This window comes from Bacteroidota bacterium (assembly GCA_016718825.1).
Taxonomy (GTDB): Bacteria; Bacteroidota; Bacteroidia; order J057; family JADKCL01; genus JADKCL01.
The window spans coordinates 173,636-200,396 of sequence record JADKCL010000014.1 but is presented as its reverse complement, the minus strand read 5'-3'; the positions used below and the strand labels follow the sequence as shown (position 1 = coordinate 200,396).

The 26,761-nt window shown below is 50.0% G+C and carries 22 protein-coding genes; 12 read left to right on the top strand and 10 right to left on the bottom strand.

Annotated features, from left to right (window positions below; all coding sequences use genetic code 11):
- Window positions 1-348: 348 nt before the first annotated feature.
- Both IPN95_17630 and lysA read left to right on the top strand, forming a co-directional pair.
- Window positions 349-801, top strand: a complete 453-nt coding sequence (locus tag IPN95_17630; protein MBK9451190.1) for a hypothetical protein — start codon at window positions 349-351, stop codon at window positions 799-801.
- Between the two features lie 105 nt (window positions 802-906).
- Entirely contained in the window at window positions 907-2,160 is a 1,254-nt protein-coding gene (gene lysA / locus IPN95_17625) for a diaminopimelate decarboxylase (GenBank protein ID MBK9451189.1), read from the top strand.
- Between the two features lie 101 nt (window positions 2,161-2,261).
- On the opposite strand, the gene IPN95_17620 is transcribed toward lysA, so the two are convergent.
- From IPN95_17620 to IPN95_17610, 3 genes are all read right to left on the bottom strand, one after another.
- On the bottom strand, window positions 2,262-2,870 hold the full coding sequence (locus IPN95_17620) for a T9SS type A sorting domain-containing protein (protein ID MBK9451188.1): 609 nt from the start codon (window positions 2,868-2,870) through the stop codon (window positions 2,262-2,264).
- Complete coding sequence (locus IPN95_17615) at window positions 2,867-3,130, bottom strand: hypothetical protein (GenBank protein ID MBK9451187.1); 264 nt, start codon at window positions 3,128-3,130, stop codon at window positions 2,867-2,869. Before IPN95_17615 ends, IPN95_17620 begins: the two co-directional genes overlap by 4 nt.
- Before the next feature lie 346 nt (window positions 3,131-3,476).
- Entirely contained in the window at window positions 3,477-3,818 is a 342-nt protein-coding gene (locus IPN95_17610; GenBank protein MBK9451186.1) for a hypothetical protein, read from the bottom strand.
- A 1-nt stretch (window position 3,819) separates the two neighbouring features.
- On the opposite strand from IPN95_17610, the gene IPN95_17605 reads away from it, so the two are divergent.
- The 3 genes from IPN95_17605 (at window position 3,820) to IPN95_17595 (ending at window position 6,779) form a co-directional block, all read left to right on the top strand.
- Entirely contained in the window at window positions 3,820-4,146 is a 327-nt protein-coding gene (locus IPN95_17605; GenBank protein ID MBK9451185.1) for a hypothetical protein, read from the top strand.
- Entirely contained in the window at window positions 4,121-4,966 is an 846-nt protein-coding gene (locus IPN95_17600) for a methyltransferase domain-containing protein (protein MBK9451184.1), read from the top strand. Before IPN95_17605 ends, IPN95_17600 begins: the two co-directional genes overlap by 26 nt.
- Before the next feature lie 73 nt (window positions 4,967-5,039).
- Window positions 5,040-6,779 carry an alkaline phosphatase family protein gene (locus tag IPN95_17595; protein ID MBK9451183.1) on the top strand — a complete coding sequence of 580 codons (1,740 nt, stop codon included), beginning with the start codon at window positions 5,040-5,042 and terminating at the stop codon, window positions 6,777-6,779.
- Window positions 6,780-6,888: 109 nt separating this feature from the next.
- Here IPN95_17595 and IPN95_17590 read toward each other — a convergent pair whose 3' ends face one another.
- The 3 genes from IPN95_17590 to IPN95_17580 all read right to left on the bottom strand — a co-directional run bounded on the left by IPN95_17590 (window position 6,889) and on the right by IPN95_17580 (window position 14,565).
- Window positions 6,889-10,635, bottom strand: a complete 3,747-nt coding sequence (locus tag IPN95_17590; protein ID MBK9451182.1) for a T9SS type A sorting domain-containing protein — start codon at window positions 10,633-10,635, stop codon at window positions 6,889-6,891.
- Between the two features lie 175 nt (window positions 10,636-10,810).
- The gene (locus IPN95_17585; protein MBK9451181.1) at window positions 10,811-11,560 is read right to left on the bottom strand and encodes a response regulator transcription factor; all 750 of its coding nucleotides are present in this window, start codon (window positions 11,558-11,560) and stop codon (window positions 10,811-10,813) included.
- Window positions 11,557-14,565, bottom strand: a complete 3,009-nt coding sequence (locus IPN95_17580; GenBank protein ID MBK9451180.1) for a histidine kinase — start codon at window positions 14,563-14,565, stop codon at window positions 11,557-11,559. Before IPN95_17580 ends, IPN95_17585 begins: the two co-directional genes overlap by 4 nt.
- A gap of 214 nt (window positions 14,566-14,779) precedes the next feature.
- On the opposite strand from IPN95_17580, the gene proC reads away from it, so the two are divergent.
- Both proC and IPN95_17570 read left to right on the top strand, forming a co-directional pair.
- Window positions 14,780-15,583, top strand: a complete 804-nt coding sequence (proC, locus tag IPN95_17575) for a pyrroline-5-carboxylate reductase (protein ID MBK9451179.1) — start codon at window positions 14,780-14,782, stop codon at window positions 15,581-15,583.
- 239 nt (window positions 15,584-15,822) lie between these two features.
- Window positions 15,823-17,916 carry a carboxy terminal-processing peptidase gene (locus IPN95_17570; protein MBK9451178.1) on the top strand — a complete coding sequence of 698 codons (2,094 nt, stop codon included), beginning with the start codon at window positions 15,823-15,825 and terminating at the stop codon, window positions 17,914-17,916.
- Between the two features lie 354 nt (window positions 17,917-18,270).
- On the opposite strand, the gene IPN95_17565 is transcribed toward IPN95_17570, so the two are convergent.
- Together IPN95_17565 and IPN95_17560 are read right to left on the bottom strand one after the other, a co-directional pair.
- A complete protein-coding gene (locus IPN95_17565) occupies window positions 18,271-18,552 on the bottom strand; it encodes a hypothetical protein (GenBank protein ID MBK9451177.1) in 282 nt (93 codons plus the stop codon).
- Window positions 18,553-18,672: 120 nt separating this feature from the next.
- Window positions 18,673-18,909: a hypothetical protein gene (locus IPN95_17560; GenBank protein ID MBK9451176.1), complete on the bottom strand. Its 237-nt coding sequence runs from the start codon at window positions 18,907-18,909 to the stop codon at window positions 18,673-18,675.
- 5 nt (window positions 18,910-18,914) lie between these two features.
- Between IPN95_17560 and IPN95_17555 the strand changes: the two genes are divergently transcribed.
- The gene (locus tag IPN95_17555) at window positions 18,915-19,097 is read left to right on the top strand and encodes a hypothetical protein (GenBank protein MBK9451175.1); all 183 of its coding nucleotides are present in this window, start codon (window positions 18,915-18,917) and stop codon (window positions 19,095-19,097) included.
- A 330-nt stretch (window positions 19,098-19,427) separates the two neighbouring features.
- Here IPN95_17555 and IPN95_17550 read toward each other — a convergent pair whose 3' ends face one another.
- On the bottom strand, window positions 19,428-22,145 hold the full coding sequence (locus IPN95_17550; GenBank protein ID MBK9451174.1) for a DEAD/DEAH box helicase family protein: 2,718 nt from the start codon (window positions 22,143-22,145) through the stop codon (window positions 19,428-19,430).
- A 3-nt stretch (window positions 22,146-22,148) separates the two neighbouring features.
- Window positions 22,149-23,768 carry a site-specific DNA-methyltransferase gene (locus IPN95_17545; GenBank protein MBK9451173.1) on the bottom strand — a complete coding sequence of 540 codons (1,620 nt, stop codon included), beginning with the start codon at window positions 23,766-23,768 and terminating at the stop codon, window positions 22,149-22,151.
- A gap of 200 nt (window positions 23,769-23,968) precedes the next feature.
- Between IPN95_17545 and IPN95_17540 the strand changes: the two genes are divergently transcribed.
- From IPN95_17540 to IPN95_17525, 4 genes are all read left to right on the top strand, one after another.
- Complete coding sequence (locus IPN95_17540) at window positions 23,969-24,421, top strand: hypothetical protein (protein ID MBK9451172.1); 453 nt, start codon at window positions 23,969-23,971, stop codon at window positions 24,419-24,421.
- Complete coding sequence (locus IPN95_17535) at window positions 24,399-25,403, top strand: hypothetical protein (protein ID MBK9451171.1); 1,005 nt, start codon at window positions 24,399-24,401, stop codon at window positions 25,401-25,403. Before IPN95_17540 ends, IPN95_17535 begins: the two co-directional genes overlap by 23 nt.
- Before the next feature lie 47 nt (window positions 25,404-25,450).
- A complete protein-coding gene (locus IPN95_17530; GenBank protein MBK9451170.1) occupies window positions 25,451-25,828 on the top strand; it encodes a hypothetical protein in 378 nt (125 codons plus the stop codon).
- Window positions 25,829-26,298: 470 nt separating this feature from the next.
- Window positions 26,299-26,604, top strand: coding sequence for a hypothetical protein (locus IPN95_17525; protein MBK9451169.1), 306 nt, complete (start codon window positions 26,299-26,301; stop codon window positions 26,602-26,604).
- Window positions 26,605-26,761: the final 157 nt, after the last annotated feature.

Sequence of the window (26,761 nt, the reverse complement as noted above, 5' to 3'; positions counted from 1 at the left end):
AATTGGCAGTCGGAGGACCCTTTGGGGATGGCCGGCTGCCAATTTGGTTTTTGGGGGCTTATTCGTTGGAATCATTCCTTGAACTGTTCAACTGAATGGGGTTGGTAAGACGGATTTGGAATTTTACGCGATGGTTCTGGAAGATGCCCGATCGCTCCCGGGGGAGTGCATCGAGCGTCTGTGTTGGTACCGCCATCTGATTTATTGGATTATTTTTGAATGATTGTTCTCAGAGCTAAATTTGTAAATTGCTGACAAGTAGGTGTTTGCGAATTTTGTTTCATTGCCGATTAGGTGCAGTCCTTACAATTTTCTAATATGGCAGCAGTTCAAAAAACTTTTAGTATCATGAAAAAGCAATTTTTACCATTTCTTTTCGTCGCCACGATGGTGATGACCATCATCCTCAGCGGTTGCACTGCAACCAATCACACCATGCGTGAGCCAAATGCCCACATGCAATGGCACAAGGCAGACTTCAGCTATTCCGGTCAGGTAAGTGCTGAGGCTTCCACCACAAAGATCCTGATGATCGACTGGCAGCGCCTTTTCAAGAAGGAGTCTGGCACAGTTGCAGGTGGTGGCGCGCTCATCGACTTGGCAAGCCTTCCTGTAATCGGAAGTGTTCTTTATGACCGTACAGCCAACTATGCTTTGCACAAGTTGATGCTGGACAATCCTGGTTATGATGTCATTTTTTATCCTCAGTACGAGGTGAAGAATAGCTATCCAGGTCCATTCCGCGTTTTCTTCCAGAAGACTGACGTGAAAGTGACTGCAAGGTTGGCTAAGATCAACTGATCCGCTTAACTCCAAGATTTTGGAAAGCGGCCTCGGATTATTTCTGGGGCCGCTTTTTCTATGCTTTGAAATGCTTATTTTTAACAAAGTCATTTAAAAAAAATCATGCTTCCTTCCCCTTATTCGATTGGTGGTGTTGATGCTTTGGCGATCTGCTCGTCCTATGGCACGCCAGTTTATGTGTATGATTCAGCCACGATTTTGCGGCAATTCGACCGGCTGAAAATGGCATTCTCTGCAGCAAATGTCAAGATCAAATATGCATGCAAGGCACTGACAAACATTTCAGTGATGAAGCTGTTGCATCGGGCGGGTGCAGGCTTGGATGTTGTTTCGATTCAGGAGGCTTGGCTAGGACTGAAAGCGGGCTTTTCGCCTTCCGAAATTTTATTCACCCCCAATTGCGTATCGATTGAAGAGATTTCGATGGCTGTGGGGCTTGGTTTGATGATCAACATCGACAACATCAGCATTCTGGAACAATTCGGGAACCTCTACGGCGGAAAAGTACCTTGCTGCATCCGCATCAATCCACACATTGTCGCCGGGGGGAACGTTCATATTCAGACGGGGCATATTGACTCGAAGTTTGGCATCAGCATTCATCAAATGCGCCATCTACACCGTGTCATAGAATCCCATGGCATCAACGTGATTGGCTTGCATATGCATAGCGGTTCCGACATTTTGGATGCGCGCGTATTTATCCAGGGAGCCGAATTGTTGTTTGATGCTGCAATGGGCTTCAAGGATTTACAGTTCATCGACTTTGGTTCTGGATTCAAAGTTGCCTACAAAGACGATGATGTGACCACCGACATTGAGGAATTGGGCAAGGAAATGACCTCGCGGTTCCTCGCATTCTGCAAAGAATATGGCAGGGAATTGGAGCTATGGTTCGAACCCGGGAAGTATCTGGTCAGCGAAGCAGGGTACTTATTTGTGCGTGTCAATGTGATCAAACAGACCACGGCGACGGTATTTGCGGGAGTGGATTCAGGGCAAAATCACCTGATCCGACCCATGTTTTACGATGCCTATCACAAGATTACCAACATCAGCAACCCGGAGGGAACACCGCGGGTCTATACAGTTGTTGGTTACATTTGTGAGACGGATACCTTTGCCTGGGACCGCAAAATCAATGAAATCCGTGAAGGAGACATCCTCTGCTTTCACAACGCCGGTGCCTACGGCTTCAGCATGAGCAGCAACTACAATTCGAGGTTCAGACCCGCCGAAGTGCTCGTGCACCAAGGTCAAGCCCACTTGATCCGGAAGCGCGAGACGCTTGAGGATTTGCTCCGCAATCAGGTGGAAATGGAGTTCATCGATGAAATATCGAAAGTGACTACGTAAGCGAAACGGGTTAGCGCATAGCTCCAATTGCTTCAAAGCATGAATCAACCGCGTCAGCAACGATTTTTTCGTTGTTGATACGCTTTATTGGAGGCAATCTCCTATCGCAGGACAATGAATTTCTTGGTAATACTTTTCCCTTCTGTGACGAAAGAAACAAAGTAGGGCCCGTTTGGCAGCTGCGAAATGTCCAAATCCATGCGATCTCCGTTCATCTGTACTTTCTTCACACATTGCCCTACCGCATTGAAAAAGGAGAGTTCATTTTTAGCAACAGTTTGATGGAGCATTCGCACCGTCAACGATGTCGCCGCAGGGGAAGGACCAACTTCGATGGAGGGAATCGTGGGATCCGAAATTGAGACAAAAGACTCATTGCATTGAAATTTAACCGAATCCAAAAGGAGTGCGTAGTTCATGATGTCGCGGTCATAGTCAAAGGACAATGAACTAATGCCGTTGATGGGCCAATTGAACCAACCGTTGCAATTGGCAGTCAGAGGTTCTATCACCAAACCGAAAATTTGATAATTACCCGAAGTGGCAGTTACGCTGTTGGGCATGGTTTGAACACCATTGATTCGGAAATTGGTTAGGATTTCCTCGGGACCAGGTGTTGGAGCATCGTCATCAAGATCGCGAATCAACAAGTTCAAATTTGCAACTGGCTGCGAGAAAGTCAGGGTCACGGTCACCATCAATGGCATCACCAAGTTAGGATAGGGATGAGTACCGATGTTGTCGGGTGACCATTGGAAAGTGGATTTCCTTGCAGATTGATATTGCGATGATGCGGTAGGCTCGTCGTAAGTGTCATAGAGGTTGTAGTGCCTTCGCAGAGGGCGAAGGTAGCTGTACTGATGATTTCAGAGTCCTGACTTGCCCATGAAAAATCGCTCATGAAATTAAGTTGGCCAGAAGCAGCGTACGATGAAAAGAGCAAAAGTATTGCCAAAAGTAACTGTTTCATTCTGTGAATCTTTGATTGTGAAGCAAACATTATTTGTTGAAAAAAGAACTTAGATTAGCTCCAATCTACGGAAAAAGAATCACGAAAACGCTATGAGCTGGAAAAAAAAGTATGAGCGTTGACATTGCTGTTTCAAAAATGGGGATCGAATCTTGTATTTTGGATATCAGGGCGTTACAGCCGTCATTTTTTATGTTTCCGAAAGGGAAATCCCTTGATGGCAGTTATAAAAGGCTTCCCATATTGTTGCCTTTTTCCAGGTTTCTGCGACTCCAAAAACAATAAATCACCGCAGATTACATCCGTAGTTTGCTTTCATTCGACACATTTTTTCAAGGCTAAGATTCTAGCACATTGGCACGCGTCCAATAAATACAAGAAGAATTTTGTCATAAAACGGCTTGGGTAAGAGGACGGTAGGAAAAGACTGAAGAAGGCAATCCTTCATTTTGAGCTCATCAGCCTCACTGTGTTTTGAGCAATAGATTTTGCTGCTCAATACCTGGGTTTCAAGAATTTGGCCTGTTGAATCAACTGTCAATTCAAGATTCAGTCCAATATTCGTGCAGTCGGTGCAATTGAGCTCAAATCCCAGCGTTTTCAGGCAACCGCCAAAATATTGCGTTTCATACCATACCGCCGTTGCCGAATCCCATTGCTGCCTTTGTGCAAACGTGAAGTCTTTCATTTTGAGCGTATCGCGCAAATTCGACGCCGATGGTGAAATCCCTGGAATTTCTACCCGAGCGACGGTTGCATCGCTGCAAGCGATACACGAAAGCAGAATCAGCAGGAATAAGGGAATGCATCTCAAAGTGGACTTCATCGTGGGATCTTTTCGGGAATTTGGTAAAATCCCCGCTCGAAACAAAATTGGCAAGGAAGCAATTGCAGCAATGACCATGCCATTCGAGGGAACAGCCTACTTCCCAGCCCATCCTCCAAGGTTTTCCCGGTTGCAAGAGCTGACAGAATTTCTTAGCTTTCCCTATGAAGATGCCCGAGAAATGGAGTGATGCGACAGGTTGGGATGCCTACTTTGCGGCGAATCAACCCAATTTTGAGAAGGTGGAGAAATACCACCTCGAAAGCGATTTAAGGTTTGCTGCAGATGTCCTTCAATCGCCGCATATGCGTATTTGGTTTCCTGGATGCGGGCTCGATTTGGCCCCATGGTTGTATGCAAACCTTGGTTGTGATGTCGTCGCTACCGATATTTCGCCCATCGCGATTTCCATTCAAAACGAATTGCTGTTTGAAGACCCGATGGAGGCACTGGAAAAGCTTCCCAATGTCTTGAAGGAGATGCAGTTGCCCAAAGCAAATGTGTTTGTACACCCTGCAATGTTTGTGCACGACATGCGCCATTCATTCACCATGCCCCAAGTCGATGTTGTGCTGGACAGGGATGCTTTTTACCGATTTTCTGAGCCTGAAATGCGCACCGTCGCCCAACATTTTTTCGAGGCACTTTATCCCGGTGGGTTGCTTGTGATTGAAACGCAGAATGTCGCAGGACATGTTCGCACAGCAATGGAAAACAACCTCTTGCAAGCAGGATTTTTCCTTCCTGGGATCCAAACCGAGCAATGGTATCGGCAACAATTGGACGCAACCGGCATTGACTATACGATGGTGATGGGCAATCCGGTGATCCCACACGCGGGTCAGTACAGCCGCAAGGGCGGCAAGGAGCAAGAGAAAAATGACCTTGCAATCCTGCAGAGTTTCCGTGAAGAATACCTTGAAAAACGCAAAGCCAATGCAGCCCAAGACAATCTGACCTTCAGAGAAGGCATCGACAAACTTGCCTATTTGATGTACAACGCAGGTTGATTTGCGAGGTGTGGCATGTGAATTCTGGGTTAAACCTCATGGTCAGCACCGATTTTGTCAGTATTTTCGCCGGATGATCAGGAAAGTGCACCTTACTCGCTCCGTTAAGCTCCTTTTGTTGAGCTTTTCACTGTTTTTGACCGCTTGCCCCCCCAAGGAGGCGGCACAATCCAAGTCCGCAACGACAAAGCAACCTCGCCTCGTCGTGGGTATCGTCGTCGATCAAATGCGGTACGATTATCTCCAACGGTTTTGGCCCAATTTCGGAGAAGGCGGGTTTAAGCGACTGGTAGGGGAGGGGACTTCATTCTCGAATTGCAATTACAATTATGTCCCGACCGAAACCGCACCGGGCCATGCCAGCATTTTTACCGGGACAACGCCTTCGGGACATGGCATCGTCATGAATACGTGGATGGACCGCGCTACTTTGGATCAAGGAATTGTATTTCCCCATAGCTCGGTGTATGACAGTTTGCATCCCTATGTTGGGATTTCGCCATTGCGAACCAAAAGCCGCGGGGTGAGCCCGAAGTTTTTGAATGCCACGACGATTGCAGATCAATTGAAGGCTGCAACCAATGGCAAAGCCATTACCGTGGGTGTGTCGCTCAAGGACCGGTCGGCAATCTTGCCCGTAGGCAAAACGGGCGATGCCGCGTATTTTTTTGATGGTGTCACAGGCAATATGATCTCAAGTAATTATTATCCAGGCACGAAAACAACCTTGCCCTTCTGGGTCGACTCCATCAATGCGCTCAAAATTCCGATTGGTTTTCAGTCGAATCCTGTTGGTTGGGTTCCGCTTCTTGCGCCTGAGAAGTACACTGCATCCGATGGACCTGAAGACGCACAATATGAAGGTTTGTATGGTCCCGGCGGCACAGCGCATTTTCCTCATCACCTCGCTGTCGATCCTTTGATTTGTTGTGCTGAATTCATGTCCACGGCTTGGGGCAATGAGTTTCTCAACCTTTTTGCAAAGGAAGCGGTGAAGCACCACAACCTCGGCAACGACGACGTCACTGACTTCCTGAGTTTGAGCTTTTCCTCGACCGATATGGTCGCCCATCAATTTGGGCCGCAATCACGCGAAGTCGAAGATACCTATTTGCGATTGGACCGTGACTTGGCTGATTTTTTACGATTTTTGGATGCCAGGATTGGAAAGGAAAATGTGTTGGTTTTCCTCACTGCCGACCATGGCGGCGCAGCAAATCCAGATTATGCAGTCGCCCATGGCGAACGGGGCGGTTGGCTGGACGACAAAGATATGCACAAGCAGATCAGGAAACTTGTGGGTGACGTCGCAGGTCAGGATTCCTTGATGACAAGGGTGCAAGGGCACAATATCTATCTGAATCATTTGTTGGCTGATCGTCGGAATGTCAATATAGATTCCTTGACGAAGGTGGTGGCTGCTTTTGTGAAAGGATTTCCAGGAATCGAGGGCGTCTTTACCGCATCCGAAATCCAACGCTTGCAGCCTCGGAATTTCGGGGAATTGTACTTGATGAATGGCTATTTCCCAGGACGTAGCGGTGATGTTTTGTTTCTCGAAAGCTATGGCTACATGCATGCGCCCTACGATCCGAACGAAACATGGCGCCACAAAAAGGGAACCTCTCATGGCACCCATTATGAATATGATACCCATGTCCCGCTGGTTTTTTGGGGTAATGGGATTCCATTCGGGACATCGGAAACTCCTGTTGTCATCCCAGATATTGCCGCCACCGTTTGCGCGCTGTTGACCATCGCCCCGACGAGCAAATGCACCGGAAAGGCAATCGAAGGCCTTGGCCGGAAGTAATTGGATGCTATCCTGCGAGTTTGGCGTTTCGAAGCGCTTCATCGCAAAGCAGTATAAAAGCAAGAGCAGGCACCCTTTCGGATGCCCGCTTTCTTTGCTTGACGATGGGTCAATTCAGAACGACAAATCTTTTGGTGATTCGTTGTCCCGTGACTTCCAATTGAATAAAATAGATTCCGTCTGAAAGGTCTCTTGTGCTGAAATCCAGATGGTTGGGACCGTCGTTGGTGGATTCGGCCCAAGTGCGCAATACTTTGCCGGTGAGGTCGGTAATCCGGCATTGTACAGATTGATCCTGTCGGGAGACAAAGTCAATGTTCACGCGATCTTGCGTTGGATTGGGGTAGAGTACAATTTCTTGCATCGCATCTGCACTATTTGCAGGATCCGCCTTCATATATGTGCCCGTGATGCGTGGATGGTCGAGTGCAATATCGCCTTTGTTGGCGGAGCCCATCACTTCCCTGAACCGCAGTTGGATCACTTTTCCAACATAAGCATTGAGGCTTTGGTTGCGCACATTCCATTGGTTGCCGACACTCGTGCTGCAGACCACTGCCAATTGCGTCCAGGTTACGCCTTGGTTGGTGGTCACGTCCAAATACAGCGTCCCCATTGTGCCATTGGATGTGGTTTTGTAGGCATGCCAGTCAAATGTAAATGTGGCGGTGGTCGCATGCGTCAGGTCGATGCAGTGGCTGATCAAATGCGCAGTGGCTCCCGAGGGTGTTGCATTGGAGTTGGTATAGAGGTAAAAGCTACCATGATTGGCCGTTGCTGGTCCTGAGGAGGTACCATTGGAGGCACCTGATTTCCGCGTCCAATCAAAATGCGAGGTTGCTTCACCCGTGATATTGTTCCATTTACCAAAGTCTGCCTCCCAAGATTCATCATAGCCATTCGCATTCACGAGATTGGGGCATCCTCCATCATAGATGAGCGCAATGGCGGTTTTGGTACAGCCCAAGGCGTCGGTTACCGTGACGTTGTAGGTGCCCGCACCCCGGTTGGAAATGTCCTGAGTGGTTGCTGTAAAGCCACTCGGACCGGTCCAGTTGTAGGTATAGGGAGTTTTTCCACCCGTAACGAATAGGTCCACCGCGCCATTGGTCTGTCCAGATGCCACGACATGCGTAATGTTGGTAGAGGGTATCATGTCGTTGACGGAAGTCTTGACCTTGTGTACACGGGCGCAAGGAGCTCCGGCACAGGTAACGGTAACATAATATTCAGTATTGCCTGCCAAGCCGGTGACCGCTGCGGTTGTCGGGCCATGGCTCCAGGCATAAGTTATTGCGCCAGAGCAGGATGCATTGACGCTCGCGGTGGCCGTATTGCCACAACTTGCAGGAGTCGTTGTCACACTGGAGACGAATCCACCTGCACCACCGTCAAACAATTCGAAATTGTCGATGGCGACATCATTGGTTGTGGCACCCAATGGATAGGTTGAAAACACAATTTCGTAGATGCCATTGGTATTGCCCGCTGAAGTCAAATCGACCACGACCTCGCGCCAGGCGTCTGAGGAAGTTACATCACTTTCCCAAAGCATTTCCAGACTGCCAGTCACTTGATTGTAGAGCGTTACACGCAAAGGATCAACAGTGCCGGAGGAGTGGTAATTGTGATAGTAAAACCGCATTGCAGGGTGGGCAACCCCGGTGAAATCGAGACAGGGGCTGGAGAAAACGGATTCGGCAAAGTACAACGGATCAAAATCATTGGAAACGGCATAGGCATATTGATTGCCAGCGTAAGCGCCATTGGGTGCATTGGGGGCGGTCGATGTGGTTGGCCCGGTGGTACCTGTCGGGCTCATGTCACCCGTTCCGATCGCCCAATCGTAGGCGTCAAAACCTGCGCAATTCGTCCAATTTCCGAGTCCGGATTCGAAGCCTTCAAAGGTGCCAACGCCAATGGAACCCGCACAAGGACAGGCTGGCGTAATCCCGACGAGCGACTCGGAAGTGCCATTGACGCAGCCGATGGCATCGGTCATTTGGATGCTGTAGATGCCTGCGGGCAAGCCCGTCAGGTTGTAGCTATTGCCCGTGATGCTGCCCAAGCTCCCGCTCACAGGGCCTGTCCAAGACAAGGACGAATAAGGCAATACGCCACCTTGCCATTGAATATTGAGCGATCCCGATGTCGTCAAGGTCGGATGCGTTTGTGTCGCGAGAATCCGGAAAACATTTTCCTCGATATACGTGCCATGGACACTGCTGCAGCCGCTGCTCGTCACGGTCACTTGGTAGGCTCCAGGCTGCAAGTTGGAGATTGAGGCTGTCGTGCCGATGCTCACCGTTGGATAATCTCCTTTGGCCCAATTGTAGGTCGACCCGCCGGGCGCGCCGGAAATCGAGGCTGATCCGGTCGGCAAATAGCTGCAAGTCAAATCAACATGGGAGATCGTGGGCGTAAAAGCACATGGCTGCGAATAAACCCGGAAATTGTCAATCGCAATATCGCCCAGGTTGTTGGCCGTTGTTGTAGCCGAAATGCGGAATTTGAAAGTGGTTTGGGAGGCGTAGGCACTCAGGTCCACCACTTGCGTCTGCCATCCGCTTGCTTGGGCACCCTCTTTGAAAAATAGTGTGGTCCAAGATGCACCGCCGTTGCTTGAGCCTTCGAGTTTGAGTGTTCCCGTGCCTGTACCCACCATGTGATAACGGAATTCCACACGTGGATTGCTGATATAGGTGAGGTCAAAACATGGCATGTCCAAACTTGCAATCTTGTGGGAAGTATTGCCATTGGCTTCGATGTAGGCAAATTTGGTCCCTACGGCTGCAGCGGTAGGTCCGGTGGTAGGGGCATGTGGTGCAGCAGTGACGACTGACCAATCAAAGTTGTCGTTGGTGGCGTTGGTCCAATCGCCCAGGTTGCCAGACTCGAATCCTTGGGTGTAAGGGAAGGTCGTGACAATGGAGGTGCAAGGTGCATTGGTGCCTGCAGCACAAGCGAGATTGGCGCGTTCGTACATTGCGCTCCAAGCCATGCGGTTGTATTGACCGGCAGAAAACATGCTGCCGCAGCCACTTGTGTAATTCATGTAGTTGTACATATTGGGTACATAAGGCTGTCCACATGGGTCGAGCGCGGAGCCGATGTAGGTACAACCCGATGTATTGGATGGCAGTCCCAAGGTGGGTTCGGCAGGAGTATCACAAACCTCATCGCCTGCGATGGCGCAGTTGGAGCCGTTGGCGCATTCACCGAGGGTGGAATGGCCTGTATTTTGGTGCGTATGGTAAAGGGAAAAGAAGTGGCCGACTTCGTGCTCGATTGTGCGCGAACCATTGGTTGCATACGCTGTCTCAATCAGAACCCGCTCAGGTCCGCCCGGGAAATAGGCCAATCCGCGCACGCCAGGACCCCAATACGTCGAGTAAAACGAATTGAAAAAGTACATGTTGAGCGTATTGGGCACGTCATGCGCACCGCAAATCACGGCGTCTTCTGCTGGATAGGGATCCCCCGAACGGCCAACGGTCAAGTCGAAATATGTGTCGTTGTTGATCGTTTCAATCGGTCCGCATTGGAAAAATTGAATGTTGGCGGGGCCGAAGGAGCGGTTAAGGTCGCTGATAATTGTCGGAATCACCGTTGTGTTGAGTCCCCCCGTTCCGTTGGTACGGGTGACGTTGTGGAATGTGATCGGCACCCATTTGACTGCTCCTCGCAGGGTGGCGACATCAAAATTTTGGCGCGCCTCACGCGTCTGGGTCATGTAGCGGATTTGGTCCGGCGTCGCTTCGGAGGCACATGGGGCTTGCCCCAACATCCGACCGGTGAGGCCAACCAAGAGGAAGAACCAAGCAAGCAAGAATTTTCTGTTAGTACGGGAAGCCATTGTTTTCATCTTTTCATTGGTAATCAAAAACAAAAATTGTTCAGACGCTTTCGCAGCGTATTACCGTCAAAGATGGGATCAAAGTTCAGGGGTGGTTAGTGCCACTTACCCAAGTACATGGTTTGGATGACAGATGGTCCGTCTGACCTATCAATCGGGAATCTCAGGAGTCGTCTTACTCGACGTGGAAATGCTTCAAAAATTCATCCTTTTTGTGCCGGGAAAGGGGCAAAACCGCCTTGTCGCTCATTTCAACCTCGCCGCCCTTGCCGCGGATATACCGTTTTACAAAGGCCAGATTCACAAGGTGGCTTTGGTGAATGCGCAAGAAGCCATTCGGTGTCAGCAAGTCGTCATATTCCTTGAGCGTTCGGGTGACAAGGGTCGTGTTTTGGTCGGTGAAATAGAACCGGGTATAGTTCCTTTCGCTTTCGCAGCGAATGATCGTGTGGATGTCCACGACAAAAAAGCCGGTCAAGTCTGGTAGCACGATTTTGGACGAATTAACCCCCTGCGGGCTCAGATTATGGGAAAGGACACTCAATTTCTGCTGACTTGTTGCCATGGCGCTCGGTGCAAACACCCTTTCGACAGCCTCCTTCAGCTCCGTGATGCGCACCGGCTTCATCAGGTAGGCCGCTGCCGAAAACTTGAAGGCTTGGAGCGCATATTGGCTGAATGCGGTGATAAAGATGACTTGGAATTTGAGGTGCCGCGTCGCATCCAAAATGTCAAATCCAGAACCCAAGGGCATTTCGATGTCCAAAAAGACGAGCTCCGGTGCGGTTTGCTCCAGCAATGTGATGCCGGATTCAACGGAATCCGCCTCGCCTACCACGGTCAAATGGGGCAGGTATTTGGCCAATTGATGCCGGAGCGTCTCGCGTGCACCGGATTCATCGTCGATCAGAACCGTTTTGATCATTGTAATGTATCATTAAATGCATTTGGAAGGCTGATGACGACATCCGTTCCTATGCCAATATCGTCTTCATTGACCAAATCGTGAAATTCAATTTGGTAATTCATTTTGCCCTCCAGGTCTAGATTCAACAGTTCAAAGCGTTCCTTGGTGATCCTGATCCCGCTTGAAGTATGCTTTTTGCGGTATTTGCGCTGCAGCTCAGCCGATTTTTTCCTGCCGATCCCATTGTCGCGAACGGTCACTTGGATTCCTTCGGCCTTGTTTCCCACGAGAATCTTGATATTCCCTTTGCGGTTTTCCAAGGCCGACACGCCATGCCAAATGGAATTTTCCACAAAGGGCTGCAGGATCAGGGGCGGGACATAGGTTGCCTCCGGATCAATTTCGGGGGCAACCTCGATGTCGAAGTCAAAACGGTGATCCATCCGATGCGATTCGAGGGTCAGAAACAATTCGACGAGCCGCAATTCCTCCGAAAGTAAAATAAATGGCTTGGCAGACAGGTCGAGGATGGCGCGCATCAATTCGCTGAAGTCGGCAATGAAGGTATTGGCTTCCTCCATGCGATCGGTGATGTAGAAGCGCTCGATGGAATTGAGACTGTTGAAGATGAAATGCGGATTCATCTGTGCCCGCAAGGCCTTGTGCTCCAGTTCGGCTATGCGTTTGTTGTTTTCGGCGCGTTTGCGTTCCTGCACCTTGCGTCTGCGCAAGACAAGCCAGAAAATCATCAGCACACAGCCCAGCAGTAGCAAAAAAACGAGGATTCGGACCAGGCTCGTCTCCCAAAATGCCGGCAACACTTCGAAATGGAATTCAATTTTGTCGGTGGTGGAGGGCAATCCTTCGATCATCGCCTCCAGCTGTAATTTGTACTTGCCAGGACTCAAATAGGGGAAGTCCAAGCGCCGCGACGAGGTCGCATTCCATTCGCCGACTTCATTGTCCTTGCTCAAAACATAACGGTACTGGACATTGTTGGCGTTGCGGTAGCTGATTCCGGTAAATAACAAGGAAAACTGATTGTCATCCGCCTGAAGTTGCAGCGTTTCCCCATTCAACGAAAGTTCCTTTCCAGAGGCTGTGAATGCCTTGGCATGCAGGCGCACTGCTGGTTGGTTGCCGGTGAGAAACGCCGCATCGATGACAGTGAGCCCTTTGGCGGTTGCCACGTATACTTTGCCATTGTCTGTGGCGACACTCCTGACCTCGTCGGAGGCAAGGCCGTAACTTTTACCAAAACTGCGACTTCTGAAAGTAGTTCCCGCAGCGTCAAGTGGCTCCAGGCGGGTGATTCCCCGGTTGGTCGCTATGTGCACGATCCCGGATGCATCAATGGTAATGTCATGGCAGATATCTGAATTCATCGGTTCCGGTGCTACCGGATGAAATTTCCCATTTTCAAGGAATCCAATTCCGCTGTTGAGGGTACTGAGCCAGACGCGACCACTTGGGACTGTTTTGATGTGCGAAATCGGCACTGCCGGTACCGCCTCAATTTGCTTGAGAATCCCATTTTCCGCCTCAAAAAGTCCATGCAATGTCCCCAAGAGCAATTTCCCATTGGCGGTGGTTGCCAATGAGGTAGCCCTTGTCATCATGTGGTGGTCATGGCTGCTGCGTGCAAGTGCATAAGCCTGCTCAAATTGCGCAGGCGGGCAATTTTTGATGCGGTTGACTTGCCATCCATGGCTCACATAATAGTCCCCATTGGGCACCTGTGCAATGGCCTTGACATAAGGCTGATGGTAATGCGTTTTGCCCGACCGATCGATGATCACCACGGATTCATCGGTAGCCAAGAAAATGTTTCCGCCCTGATCCTCAAAGATATCGTTCATGCGTCCGCGCCCATTTGCGCCGCGCGGAAGCTGATGGATCTCCATGTTTCCGTGGGTCAGTTTGGCATAGATGTTCTTGTCAAATCCCACCCAAACCTCACCTCTTGAATCGACAAAGACCTTGTTGGCGAATGCATTTCCAATTTCGGGAAAAGGCTGATAGGTAATCGCATGGATCGAGGAAAAGAAGAATACGCCTTCGCCCAAGGACGTCAGCCAATGATTGCCTTCATGGTCTTCCAAAATGGAAGTAATCGTGCGGCCCGGGAGAAATTTCCTGATCTTGCTGTAGCGAATGGTCGTGTCGTGCAATTCGAAGTCAGACAGCATCAGCGCTCCGTCACGGGTACCAAACCAGAGATTTTGTTCACGGTCGAGCGTTACAGACAAGATATCTGCTTTGTCAAATTCAGGAGGAAGTCGCAGCGGGTAAGCTGAATGATTGAGAAACAAGGTGGCTTGGTTGGCCATGGCAGTGATCACGGCTTGGTCCGAGATATTGCCGATGCGGGGAGCAAGCCAACGCGGCATGGGCGGTTGGATCGGGATGGATGAAGCACCTGTGATCAAGGGATGGGCAAAGGAGTTGCAGACTGCGACAGCCAGCCGGTCTTTGTCCAGAAAAAATCCCCAAAGACTCCCAGGCAGCAATTCGGGAAAAACCGAGTCGTTCACTTCTTTGCGGTCTGCATTGATTTGGATGAGTTTTCCATTGTCAGCGGCAAGCCAAAGGTCGCCCCGGCCATCTTCAATCAAGGATGGGAAAAAGTTGCGAGCCTTGACCGCATCCAACCAGGGATCTGTTTTCGGATTGTGGATTTGCCCATTCTCGAAATAGCAGATCTGTGGATTGAAGGAAAGACACCATATCCGGCCTTTGTGGTCCTCGTACAGCCGCAGCACGTCATTGCCGACGAGGCCATCGCCGACGGTGAAGTTCTGGAAATGCGTTCCGTCAAAGCGACTCACACCGGATTCGGTGGCAAACCAGATAAAACCATCCTTGTCCTGAATCGCAGAATACACAATCGAACTCGCCAAACCATTGTCCAAGGAATACTGCGTATGGTCGGGCGATTGGGAAAACAGGCTGCCAGCCCATCCCAACAACCAAAACAGCAATAGCCAACGCAAGCTGAAGTGCTTTGTTTCTTTGTGTTGCATAGATTAAGGTTGAAATGTCTGCAAACCATTCGGGAATTACAAATTTTGGATTCTTGCATTGGGTGTAAGATTTGCCACGAAGCCACGAAGCCACAAAGTCATTCTTGCCTTCGTGCCTCCGTGTCTTCGTGGCTAAATTTCAGATTCACACCCCGGAAGAAACTGGCAATGTCCCAACCCGAATCCTATCTTTGCCGCCTTATTGATGAAATACATGAAATCACTCTCCGAAATCAAAATTGCCGTGATCGGCGCCGGCAACCTTGGGCAATCGATGGCCCTCGGCTGGGCCCAAAGCGGGCAAATTCCTGCTGCACACATCACCTGCACCCGCCGGCAAACCGCCTTGCTCACGGAACTCCGCGATGCCGGCATCCAAGTCACCGACGACAATTTGGCTGCAGTGAAGGACGCTGATGTCATCATCCTCGCGCTGAAGCCCTTCAAGGCACAGGAAATTCTCAGCGAAATCGCCCCCGCACTCGACGCTTCCAAGGTCCTTGTTTCGGTCATGAGCTCCATCGAGATCAAACAAATGGCCGAATGGGCAGCATCCGACGTGCAAATCTTCCGCGCGATGCCCAATACTGCCACAAGCATTCAGCAAAGCATCACCTGTCTTGCCCATGCGAAGGGGCGGAGCCAAGGCTTGCCCTTGGTAACCGAGCTTTTTGAGCAACTCGGTCGTACGGCGCTCATCGAAGAAAGCCTGATGGAAGCTGCCACCGTGCTAGGTGCTTGCGGGATTGCATTTGTCATGCGTTTCATCCGTGCGATGGTCCAAGGGGGCATTCAAATTGGATTCGACAGCCAAACTGCCAGCCTCATCGCCAATCAGACGGTGAAAGGCGCAGCCGATCTCCTGCTACAAGGTGGCCGCCATCCCGAGGAAGAAATCGACAAAGTGACCACCCCCAAAGGCTGTACCATCGTGGGCCTCAACGAAATGGAACACCAAGGCTTCAGTTCGGCGCTCATCAGAGGCATCGTGGCGTCGTATCAGAAAATCGAGAAATAGTTAGCAATTAGCGGTTAGCAGTTAGCAGTGATCGGAACTGCTAACTGCTAATTTCTCACTGCTAACTAACCTGCCCTCAACTGCTAACTGCTAATTTCTAACTGCTAACTAACCTGCCTTCAACTGCTAACTGCTAATTTCTCACTTCTAACTGAAAACAGATTTCCAAAACCAGCAACTATCGCTTAACTTTTACGTTCAATTAGCGGATTCCTCATGAGAGGAGGAGACATATAGGTATGCGTTACACTAAAATAACCGTTTTTGCCGTCCTTTTAAGCGTTTTGGGCTTGTTTGCTTTCCGGTCAGTGAATCAGGAGCAAGCCAAGGACGAAGTGATCATGAAGTTGATCGTTCAAGGCATTAACTCGAGCCACTACGCCCCGTTTGAGATTGACGATACATTCTCCAAGAATGTCTTCAAACTCTACATTGACCGCTTGGACTACAGCAAGCGGTATTTTACGGTCTCCGACATCGAGAACCTGCGGGAGCAAGAGACCAAAATCGACGACCAAATCAAGGATGGCAGCTATGCCTTCTTTGACAAAGCCGACGAATTGTATGCCAACCGCATGGCGATGGTCAAGGGATTCTACAAGGAAATCCTCACGCAACCATTCGATTTTAATGTCGATGAATCCATCGAATTGAAAGCCGACGAAATGCCGTGGGCCAAAGACGAGAAGGAACTCAAAGAGCGCTGGAGGAAGCTTCTCAAATTCAACGTATTGTCTCGCCTTTATACCGAATTGGATCTTCAGGAAAAGACTGAGAGCAATCCAGCGGGCGCTTCGACCAAAACCATGGCCGAATTGGAGCAGGATGCCCGTGTGAAGGTCATGAAGACTTATGACGACTGGTCCAAGCGCATGGACAAGATGGATCAGGACGACCGTCGCAGCATGTTCCTCAACGTGATCACCAATATCTACGATCCACATACCGGCTACTTCCCACCTGCTGACAAGGAAAACTTCGACATTCAAATGTCGGGTCAGCTTGAAGGAATCGGTGCCACCTTGCAAGAAAAGGACGGTTACATCCAAGTAGCGGCCATCGTGCCCGGCAGTGCCTGTTACCGCCAAGGCGAATTGGCCGAGGATGACATCATCCTCAAAGTGGCGCAAGGCAAGGAAGAGCCCGTGGATATCGTCGACATGCGCGTCGATGATGCGGTGAAGTACATCCGCGGTCCAAAAGGAACGGAAGTGCGCCTGACGGTCAAGAAAACCGATGGCAGCACGAAAATCATCTCGATCATTCGCGACATCGTGGTGCTCGAGGAAACCTATGCCCGCTCTGCGATCATCAAAAACAGCTATACCAACAAAGGTGTCGGCTATATCAAGTTGCCCAAGTTTTATGCCGACTTCTCCAACAAAAATGGCCGTACCTGTGCCAAGGACGTCCGCATTGAAGTCGAAAAGCTCAAAGCGCAGGGAATGGACGGTCTTGTGATCGACCTCCGCAACAACGGCGGTGGCTCCTTGATGGATGTCGTCGAAATGGCAGGGCTATTTGTGGACCAAGGTCCGATGGTGCAAGTGCGCAACCGTTACGGCGCGCCGCAGGTCTTGGAAGACAGCGACCCCAAAACGCTGTACGACGGTCCACTCGTGATCCTCGTCAACAGCAGTTCCGCCTCCGCCTCCGAAATCATGGCAGCGGCGATTCAAGACTACAAGCGTGGTATCATCGTGGGCACGCCGACCTTTGGCAAAGGCACCGTGCAGCGTTTCTTTGACCTTGACAACCTGCTGCGTGGCGAAAATGAATTGAAGCCATTGGGTTCAATCAAGCTCACCACCCAGAAGTTTTACCGCATCAATGGCGGCGCTACCCAACTCAAAGGCGTGACCCCGGATGTCATTCTTCCAGATGCCTACACCTATGTCGATCGCGGCGAAAAGGAGCAGGAGCATGTCATGCCTTGGGATGAAATCGAACCCGCGCTATACAACCCTTGGAAGTTGACGGCCTCTGATTATGCCAAAATTCGCAAGGAATCGCGTGAGCGTATCACCAAGGATCCGTTGTTTCAAATTGCCGAAGACAATGCGCAGCGTCTCAAAACCCAGCGTGACGAGCAACTCCAGACCTTGAAGTTGGATGCCTACCGCGCCGAGGAAAAGAAGTTGAAAGAAGAATCGGATGCCTACAAAAACGCATTCAAGCCGATCAAAGGGGTCTCGGTGGTCAATCTCCCTGCCGATCTTACCACGATCAATTCTGATACCGTTCGTGTCAAAATGAACAAGGAATGGATCGAAGGCCTGCAAAAAGACATCTACATCAATGAAGCCTGCGCGATCATCAAAGATTTGCGCTGAGGATTCAAAGGAAAGTCATCAACAGAAAAGGCGCCTTATGGCGCCTTTTTTGTGCGATTGTATGAGGTTTTGCCAACTCCCCAGAATGCGGTGTGTTGAGTTGGCAAAGCCGTCACTGACCCTAAGACGAGGTTTTTTCAACTCCCCAGAATGCGGTGTGTTGAGTTGGCAAAGCCGTCACTGACCCTAAGACGAGGTTTTTTCAACTCCCAGGAATGCGGTGTGTTGAGTTGGCAAAGCCGTCACGGAACATACATCGAGGTTTTGCCAACTCCCCAGATTGCGGTGTGTTGAGTTGGCAAAGCTGTCATGTCGCGAACCTAAATGCCAGAAACAAGTAGCTCTTGCGTTCCTTCATCCGTTTAGTTCATTCTCGGAGTGTTTTTCGGCTTTCTTCTTCCTCAAGCCCCTGATCGCGAAAAATCCTGCGATGATGCCAATTAAAAACGGAACGAGCCCTTGACCAACTTTTTGTCCACGGTCAAAAGCATCCAATTGCAATCCGCTGATGGCGCCATTTGTGAGACCTTCCGCGAGAAAGATAGCGCCAATGATGAGCATCAACAAAGCAATACCTAGCAGCCCAAGATGGATGAGTTGGGTGGTATTGTCGGTTGAGTTTGGTGTTTCTTGCATTTTTGGGGAATTGGGAGAAGTAAGGTAGTATTTTTTCGCTATATCGATTTGAGTTCGGCCCCGGTGTCTGTCGTGGGCGAAGCGGCTTGCATCACAAAGGGTGGAATTTCGTGGTTCATCCTATAGCTCATCAATGCCGCCTATGGTCTGATTGTGGACAAAGATGGCATTGTTGAAAATGTTTTCCGCATCTTCTTTGAGTTCAACCAAAGGCACCAATTGCGGCAAGATCAGGGGATTGATTTGCGCCACCATCGCATCAAACTCAGCGATGCCCTTGGTCGCGCCGCCGCCGATTTTGAAGTCGATCGTAAGTTCTGCTGGCGGATTGAAGACAGGCTCCGACTGCCCCAGCAAACGACATGCACGGTCGAAATATCTGCCGTCTTCAGCTCGGCAAGCGCAGCCCGCTCTTGCGGGAAGGTTATTTTGTAAAAGCCCTTGGAATCGGTCGGTTCCGAATTGCCAAGCAATTTGGCAGTGCGCAAGTCTTGGTCCATGGCATGGACGATGACATTGGCAAGGGATTTTCTTGGGCATCGTAGATGCGGCCTTGGAGAGTGGTGGGAGTGGGCATGGATATTTTATATTTCTTAATTCTAAGTTGAGAAATTACGTTTTCCCCCTTCGTCATGCAATATCAGGTTGTCTTTGGAGATGCCTTTTCAGCATGCCCCAAAAATCGCCAAGAAAAACAAATTCGCGCTACCGCCGGCCTTCCTCACTCCCGATGCTTCCCACTATCATATTCCCCTTCAAACACCCGATAGGCAGGGCTGCTCATGAAGTGAAAGCCCTGCAACTCGTCGATCTGCCTCAAGATTTTGCCGAGATACACCTTGACCCCTCAAACGCCTTTGGACAGCTTTTGAGTTCTACAACCCAGCAATCAACGCTTTCGCCTGCTCCAAGCTATAAGCATCCTCGATTGGATTCTTCTCGAAGACCATGAAATAGTAGAATCCAGGTCCAGCCTTGGCAGCCCAAGTCTTACCGAGCTTGCACTTGGCTTTGCTATCGCTGTTGTCTCGGTCGGCACCCTTCGTTTCCACCAAGATCACCTTGCCCGTCTTGGTAATGAGTATGAAATCGGGATAATGGTTGCTCTTGAAGCCGTTGATGGCAAAGCCGTTTCCTTTCACAAAGTTGCGGTGCCAATAGGCGATGTTGTCTAGGGAAACGATCTGGGAGATGAGTCGGTGTTCAAATTCACTCATTTCCGCTTCGCGGTCATAAAGGCTCTTGCTCAAGGCTGGGCCCAGCTTGGCTGGCACAATGAATGGCTGAAATTTCCAGTTGGGTTGAGTGGTGATCCTATCCACACCGAGCCAATCGTAAAACCGTTTCTCCGCATATCGGTCGGAATGCTCCTTGATCTTGGCCTTAATGCGGGCCGTATAGCTCGACCTGTGTACAATCATGTCCCGAATCTGGTTGGCATCCAATTTCTTCAGGATGCGCCCGACAAACTCCTTGATCTCTTGGTCGGCAATGGGGAACATGCTTCCCATGAGCGCGCAAATTTGGCCGCTGAGGTCCTTGATTTGTGCATCATGCGGTTTGCTCAAAATGTACTCCGCTATCGATCCTTGGGCTTCCTTGGTCAACAGGGTCTGTCTTGGCGTATAATCGTCCGTGGCAGCATCACGTAATTCCAAATCGACTTTGAACATTTCCCCGACGATTTGGTCAAAATCGATCCTTGTGTCCTCGTCACTCAATCGAAAATCTTGCAAGAGGTATTCAGGATTGAGCGCAGCCTTGACAGCATCGTTGTCAGTAAACAGCGAGCCTGGAATCTCATGCATGAACTGTGGCAATCGAAGGGCCTCTGCAACGGATCTTGCCGCAGGCACCATCTGGTATTTTGTGACTTTTTCGGGCATCTCGGTAAACAATGTATCGTTGTAAGGATTTTCGGCTTGCCGCCGCACTTGTTCCTCCATCTGCGCATTTTCCTGTTCGGCCATCTTCTCGATTTCCGTCACGATGCTCGGTGCCGCTGGCGCGGAAGCCTCGGTGGTCGCGTCTTGTCCGTTGGTAGTCGTCACGTCGGTCGCCTGCGCCGTCGTTATTGGAGCCGTTGGGTCATACGTGATCCGTTCCGTATCGATTTCATCCGTTGTCGCCGTCGTTGCCGGTTGCGAATTCGGGTTGAGGAGCATATCCAACTGCTGGTCGGCTGCTTTTTCCTTGGCCTCTTCCGTCATGGTGTCGTGGTTGCGGTAGTCGCGTTCACTGAACCCTGAGGATTGCAAGCCCTTTACGATGCTACCCAATGTCTCGGTAAACTTGGCCGATGCCGTGAGGACGTAGGACACGTTCAGCAGGGGCTTGGCATGTTTCATGACGTAGGGCTGTCTCAAAACTCGCCCTAGAATTTGCTCTACATCCACGGCGGATGATTTGTCGGCAAGCGAAGCGAGCACGTAGGCAAAGGGGCAGTCCCAGCCTTCTTTGAGCGCGTTGATGGTAATGATGAACCGCACCGGGCAGTTGCGGTCGAGCAGGTCGATCCCCTTCAGTTCATCGATTTCAGCGGTCTTGATCTTGATCTGTGCCTCGGGAATATTGAGTTTGATCAGTGTAGCCTTGAGCTTTTCATATGTGATTTTTTCCTCACCCGTGCGGGGCTGGGCTTGGAAGAGCACTATCGGGCGAATGTACTTGCCACCTGCCTTCTCCTGAGCAATTGCCAACTCCTCGAGCTTGCGTTGAAGGTGTAACGCACTATCGATGACCTCGGTCTTGTCTTGGTGGTTGTACACGATCACAGGCAACTTGACCATGTGCTCCTTTTTCAGCTCGATGGCGGGCACCATGCTCACGATATTGCTATTGCCGCGCGGTGTCGCTGTGAGGTCGAGGACGATGGATGGGTTGAGGATTTGCAGCATGTCCACGCTCAGGTCGCTCTCGGCGTTGTGGCTTTCATCGAGGACAACAGCAGGGTGCAGACTCCGAATCACATTGATCAACGAGGTCTCGTCACGGTCTTCGAGAAGCGGGGTGGCGCTGGTATAGGTGGATGGAAATGCAGCCAACTGCCCGTTTTCCTGATAGACCTTGCGGCCTTCCTTGTTCTTGTCCTTTGCCCGCAGGCTTGCGAAGCTCATCACAAATATGCACAGCTCTTCACGCACGACCGTGGGGCTGAAACTAGCGCCTTGCAGCAAGTCTTCCTTCTGGAATACTTGCACCCTGTGTTGGAAAAGCTCATTCAGTTTTCGGCGGTAGGGATGATCTGGATTGCGAAGGGCATTGACGGTCTGGTCGAGCAGGTTGCTCCATGGTACAAGCCAAACCACGACCTTGGGCAATCCAGGTTCGTACTGTGCGAAAATCGTCCTTAATGCATTCACTGCGATGAAAGTCTTGCCGCCTGCCGTGGGCACCTTGAGACAGATGTGGGGCACACCCTGGATGTTGTTTTGGTAGGGCCGCATTCCCTTTCCGTCGAGCGGATTGTAGGGACCGATTTTCTCCTCCCAATGCTGTTCAAACGCCTTGCCCGTATGTTGCAGGGTGCGGACGCGCTCTAGATAACCGTCGAGGTCGGCGATCACTTTTTGTTGGTATCCTTTCAGTTCCATGGCTTAGAAGCGGCTGATGTCGCGAGGTATTTTTTTGAAGACGATGTTGTGCTGGATCAGGTAGTCCTTTGTAAGCAAGCAGTTGTCGGCATAGATAACGTAGTGCCCAGCCTTGGTTTTGATTTGACTTAGACTTTCATAGTCCAAAGTGGTGCGCCGAGCAGGCTCGTAGATGAAATAATAGGCCGTTTCGTCGGCTTTTCCCAGCAAATAGGGCTCTGCACCGTCGGTTGGTTGATATGCGCTGCGTGTCTCCGTGTACCAAACGTAGGCGCGGATTTCGTCCGTGCCTACGGCTTCGTTCAGATTGCCTTCTTCGTCAAAGAGTGCCGGGCCAAGGGTGTAGTAGTCGAATGCCCCACCTGTGCCTTCAACGGCATTTTTGCCTTCGCCATAGCCTTGCATGACGCGCTTGACACGTTCTGCGGTGATGGTTTCGGCGTAGTCTTCCATCTCGATCAGGATGAATTTGCGGTTGCCGTTGTCTTGTTTGTTCTGGTTAAAGACGGCGTGGGCAGTTGTGCCTGAACCTGCGAAGGAGTCGAGAACAATTGAATCCGACGCGCTGGCAATTTGTAAAATGCGCTGAATAAACCCAAAAGGCTTAGGTGTATCGAAATTGTGATCTGTTCCCAAAATTTCATTCAATTGGGCCTTGGCTTGCCTATTTTGCCCAACATCCGAAAGAATTGATGGATTTGGAATAGACGGAGACAATGGAGCAAGCTCAACTTGATAAACGACCCAACCATGTTCACGCATTTTCCATTCGATTAGTCCCGCATTTAGCAGTTCGTCATACGTCGGCTTTGAAATAGCCCATCTACCTTCCCAACTTTCGCTCGGATGAACGGGGAAAACCTCGCTACCATCAGGTGCTATAATTGGGAACCACATCGTAGGTCGATCCTGTCGTTTTGCTGACTTTCCATTTTTTCTGAGTTGCCGTAGCCTGCAACGTCGCCCTTCCGCTGTTACATCAGGATATGCGTTAAGAATTTCGGGCTTTTCAAGCTGGTTGAGTTTACAAACGGCTAGATCCTTTGCAAAAACTAAGGTATGATCGTGATATGTCGAAAATGCTCTGAAACCGAAATTAGAACTTGGACTGTCCATCTTCTGCCAAATGAGATCAACGACGAAATTGCGCACGCCAAAAATCTCATTTAGAATTAACCTAAGGTTTGCTTCTTCAGTATCATCAATCGAAATGAAAATCGCCCCATCTTCCGCCAATAGTCGATGCAACAACACCAACCTCGGATACATCATGCACAACCACTTGTCATGCCTTGAAAGGTCTTCACCCTCCTTGCCGACGACCTGTGCGAGCCACTTCTTAATCTTGGGATCGTTGACATTGTCATTGTACACCCAGCCTTCGTTGCCCGTGTTGTAGGGCGGGTCGATGTAGATGCACTTGACCTTGCCTTCGTACTCGGGAAGCAGCGACTTGAGGGCTTCCAAGTTGTCACCGTGGATGATCTTGTTGCCTGATTCGGTCGGCTGATCCGTCTTCCCATTCGCCGCCTCAAAGCCATACTGATGTTCCAAGACGCGATAAGGCACGTCGAGGTGGTGGTTGATGACCTTTTCTTTTCCGATCCAGTGAAGTGTAGGCATTTCTAAGTGAAAAGTGAAAAACTAATAGTGAACAGTTGGGCGAAGATAACAAAAAGGGCTTGCAACACCAGTCGGTTTGATCCTTGAAAACCTGTCGCCACAAAAGGTCAAAGATTCTCTAAATATGTTTCGTGACGATGACAAACTGATCATTAAATTGCTATATTCGTAGCACAAAGTATCACCTTTATCACTTACCAATGAATCGAATTCACGCTTTTTGTTTGTTTTTCGTGGCCTTGTTGCTGCAAACCGCCTTCGGGCAATCTGCCTTCACGACCCTGGATGTCCATCAAAACCCTGGCAGCACCATGCTTTGGTTGACGCCGAAGGACGGCCATTCGATTTCCGAATCGTCTTATTTCGAACAGCCTGGCGTCAGTGAAATGCTGGGCAACTACGATGAAATGTTGCTACTCAAGACGCGTGAGGGGGCCAACGACATTTCCCACCGACGCTACCAGCAACGACATGCAGGTTATGACGTGGAAGGAGCAATGTTTGCGACGCATGAGAAGGGCGGGATTTTGCGGAATGCAAACGGGCAGTTGGCAGAGTTGCCGACAATTGCTGAGGAGCCTAGCGTGACGGACTACGAGGCAGTTAGGGGAAGTACAATCAAGGTTTGGAATGTTGGCACCGGTCGCAAGTGAAGGAGAGGATTACATTGTGCCCAAGGTCGATCTTATCTATGCGCCAACGACTTGGGAGACCGCAGGTGCCCCTTTGGAATACCGCCTAACGTACCGAATCGCTATGATCATCAACGATCCCTACGTTTCTGTTATCGCCTATTTAGATGCCCATACCCGTGAAATCTATCGCTGGGAGCATGGTGCGCTAGAATGTAGCGCAGGTACCGCACTCACACTTTACAATGGCTGGCAGGACATCAATTCGAGGTATTACAACTTCTTGGAAACCCGTTTTGAACTTAGAGATGATTGTAGAAGTGACTTGATTCATACCAGAATCGACAATCATACAGGCAATCCTACCCGCTTTTACGCACACACCATTTGCGATGACGTGAAAGATGGTGACAACATTTGGCAAGCCCCTGATGACCAAGCTGCGGTGAGCCTACATTGGGCTGCTGAGATGTACCATGATTATCTCAGCGCAAAATTGGGCCGCAACGGACTAAGTGGCATTGGAGACACAGCCAAAGTTGTTTACCATCCGAATGAAATGCGAATTCTAAGCAGCGGTGAAGGGGGATGGCCCTTTGGTTCGCCAGGCAGCGTCACTTCAGATTTTAATGCGCATTGGGAACTCAACATCAATGAAGCGCATTTCGGTCATGCCGACGGAATTTCGCCATTTGTTTCCCTTGATTTGGTTTCCCATGAACTTACACACGGGCTCATGAACCGTGAACTTGCACTAATGTTCCGAGGCGGATTTGAAGCAAAGGCGATAAATGAGGCATTTGCAGATATTTTTAGTGTTTGTTCTGAATGGTACGTGCTTCCTCTGCACGATCCCAACCATTTGCCCAATTTCATGAAGATGCGTTTGGAACCGGTTGTTTTGAAGGAGAGCAATGTGTTAACGCATGGGCGGCGGTTGGTGTTGGAAGTGGTTCAAACTTTTGCAATCCAGTTGGAACGGAGGCTCCACATCACGATTTAGCAAATTTAATTAGAGTTTTTCCCAATCCTGCCAATGAAAATTTTGTATTGCAACTTTCATTGTCTGGCAAAGAATCCAGTTCGAACCTTTCCCTTTGGGACCAATTAGGCCGAAAAGTATGTGATTTGGGTATGGGTTCTACCCTTGCGCGTGGGAACCACCAATTGACCGTTGATTGCAGTCGTATTCCCAATGGGACTTATCATTTGGACTTTTCCTCCAAAAATTCCACCTTTACAAAAAGATCGTCATCCTCCATTAAACATATTGATTATGAAACATTTGCCTACCTTAATCGTGACCTTGCTGTGTTTAGCATCGTTTTCAATGTCAAAGGTATTTGCCCAGCAAACCTCCACTCCCGACCACCGTTTTGCAATTCGATGGAATACCCTCGGCTTACTCAGCTTGGATGCCATCGGTGAACTTGAATACTCAGTCTCTAAACGACTTGGGGTGTACGTGGGTGCAGGTTTTGATTCACCGACGTTTGGAATGGTGGCCTACAACCGTAGCAAGCCTATCGACGAACTCCCCTGCAAGCAGTCGATTTGGGGCGCGTATGCAGGTGTCAGGATCAGCACACCGTTGGGCAAGCTTGTTGGGCTATCCGTGAAGCCTGCTGCCTATTTCCAACTTGTAAATTTATCAGGTCAGGATGTATTCCTGCTTTGCAAGACCCTTCAATTCTGGAGTACAAGGCCCAAATCGTCGGGGCTTGCTGTCGGTGGCTTATGCACAGACGTTTCTAAAGCGTTTTTTTGTGGAACCTTCGGTCGGCATCGGAATGTCATTCGTCAATCCAAACTCCAGTACCAAGCCGCGATTTGTTTCCAATGGGCTTGGATTACCCTTGCAATTGAATTTGGGTTTCCGATTTTAACTCCAATGCACCATGAGACGAATCCTGAAAACAATCGTCGCTGCTGCCTTTTCCTTGTTGGTTGGCATCCCATGCGCTTCTGCTCAAAAGGCGGATCCGCCACAACATCGCTTTGCCATGCGTGTGAACACCCTTGGTGTCTTCAACCTTGACCTGATCGGCGACATCGAGTACAGCCTGAGTAGTCGAATCGGTTTATTTGTTGGAGGCGGTTCGGAGTTCATTCATCCGACTTTTTCGGCCGATGTCGCAAACTATTCTCGAAGGAAAAGAAGACTATTGCCAACGCAACGAATTGGGGTGCCTATGCTGGCATGAGAATCTCCATTCCTGTCTGGGTACTCAAGGGATTGGCGCTCAGGCCAAACTTGTTTTACCAACGCTTGAACATGGAAGGCGACTGCTGGGGAGCCTTCCCACGAATAGCCCTGGATCTCTTCGATCAAAGGCACCGAAATCGGTCTCATTGTGAATC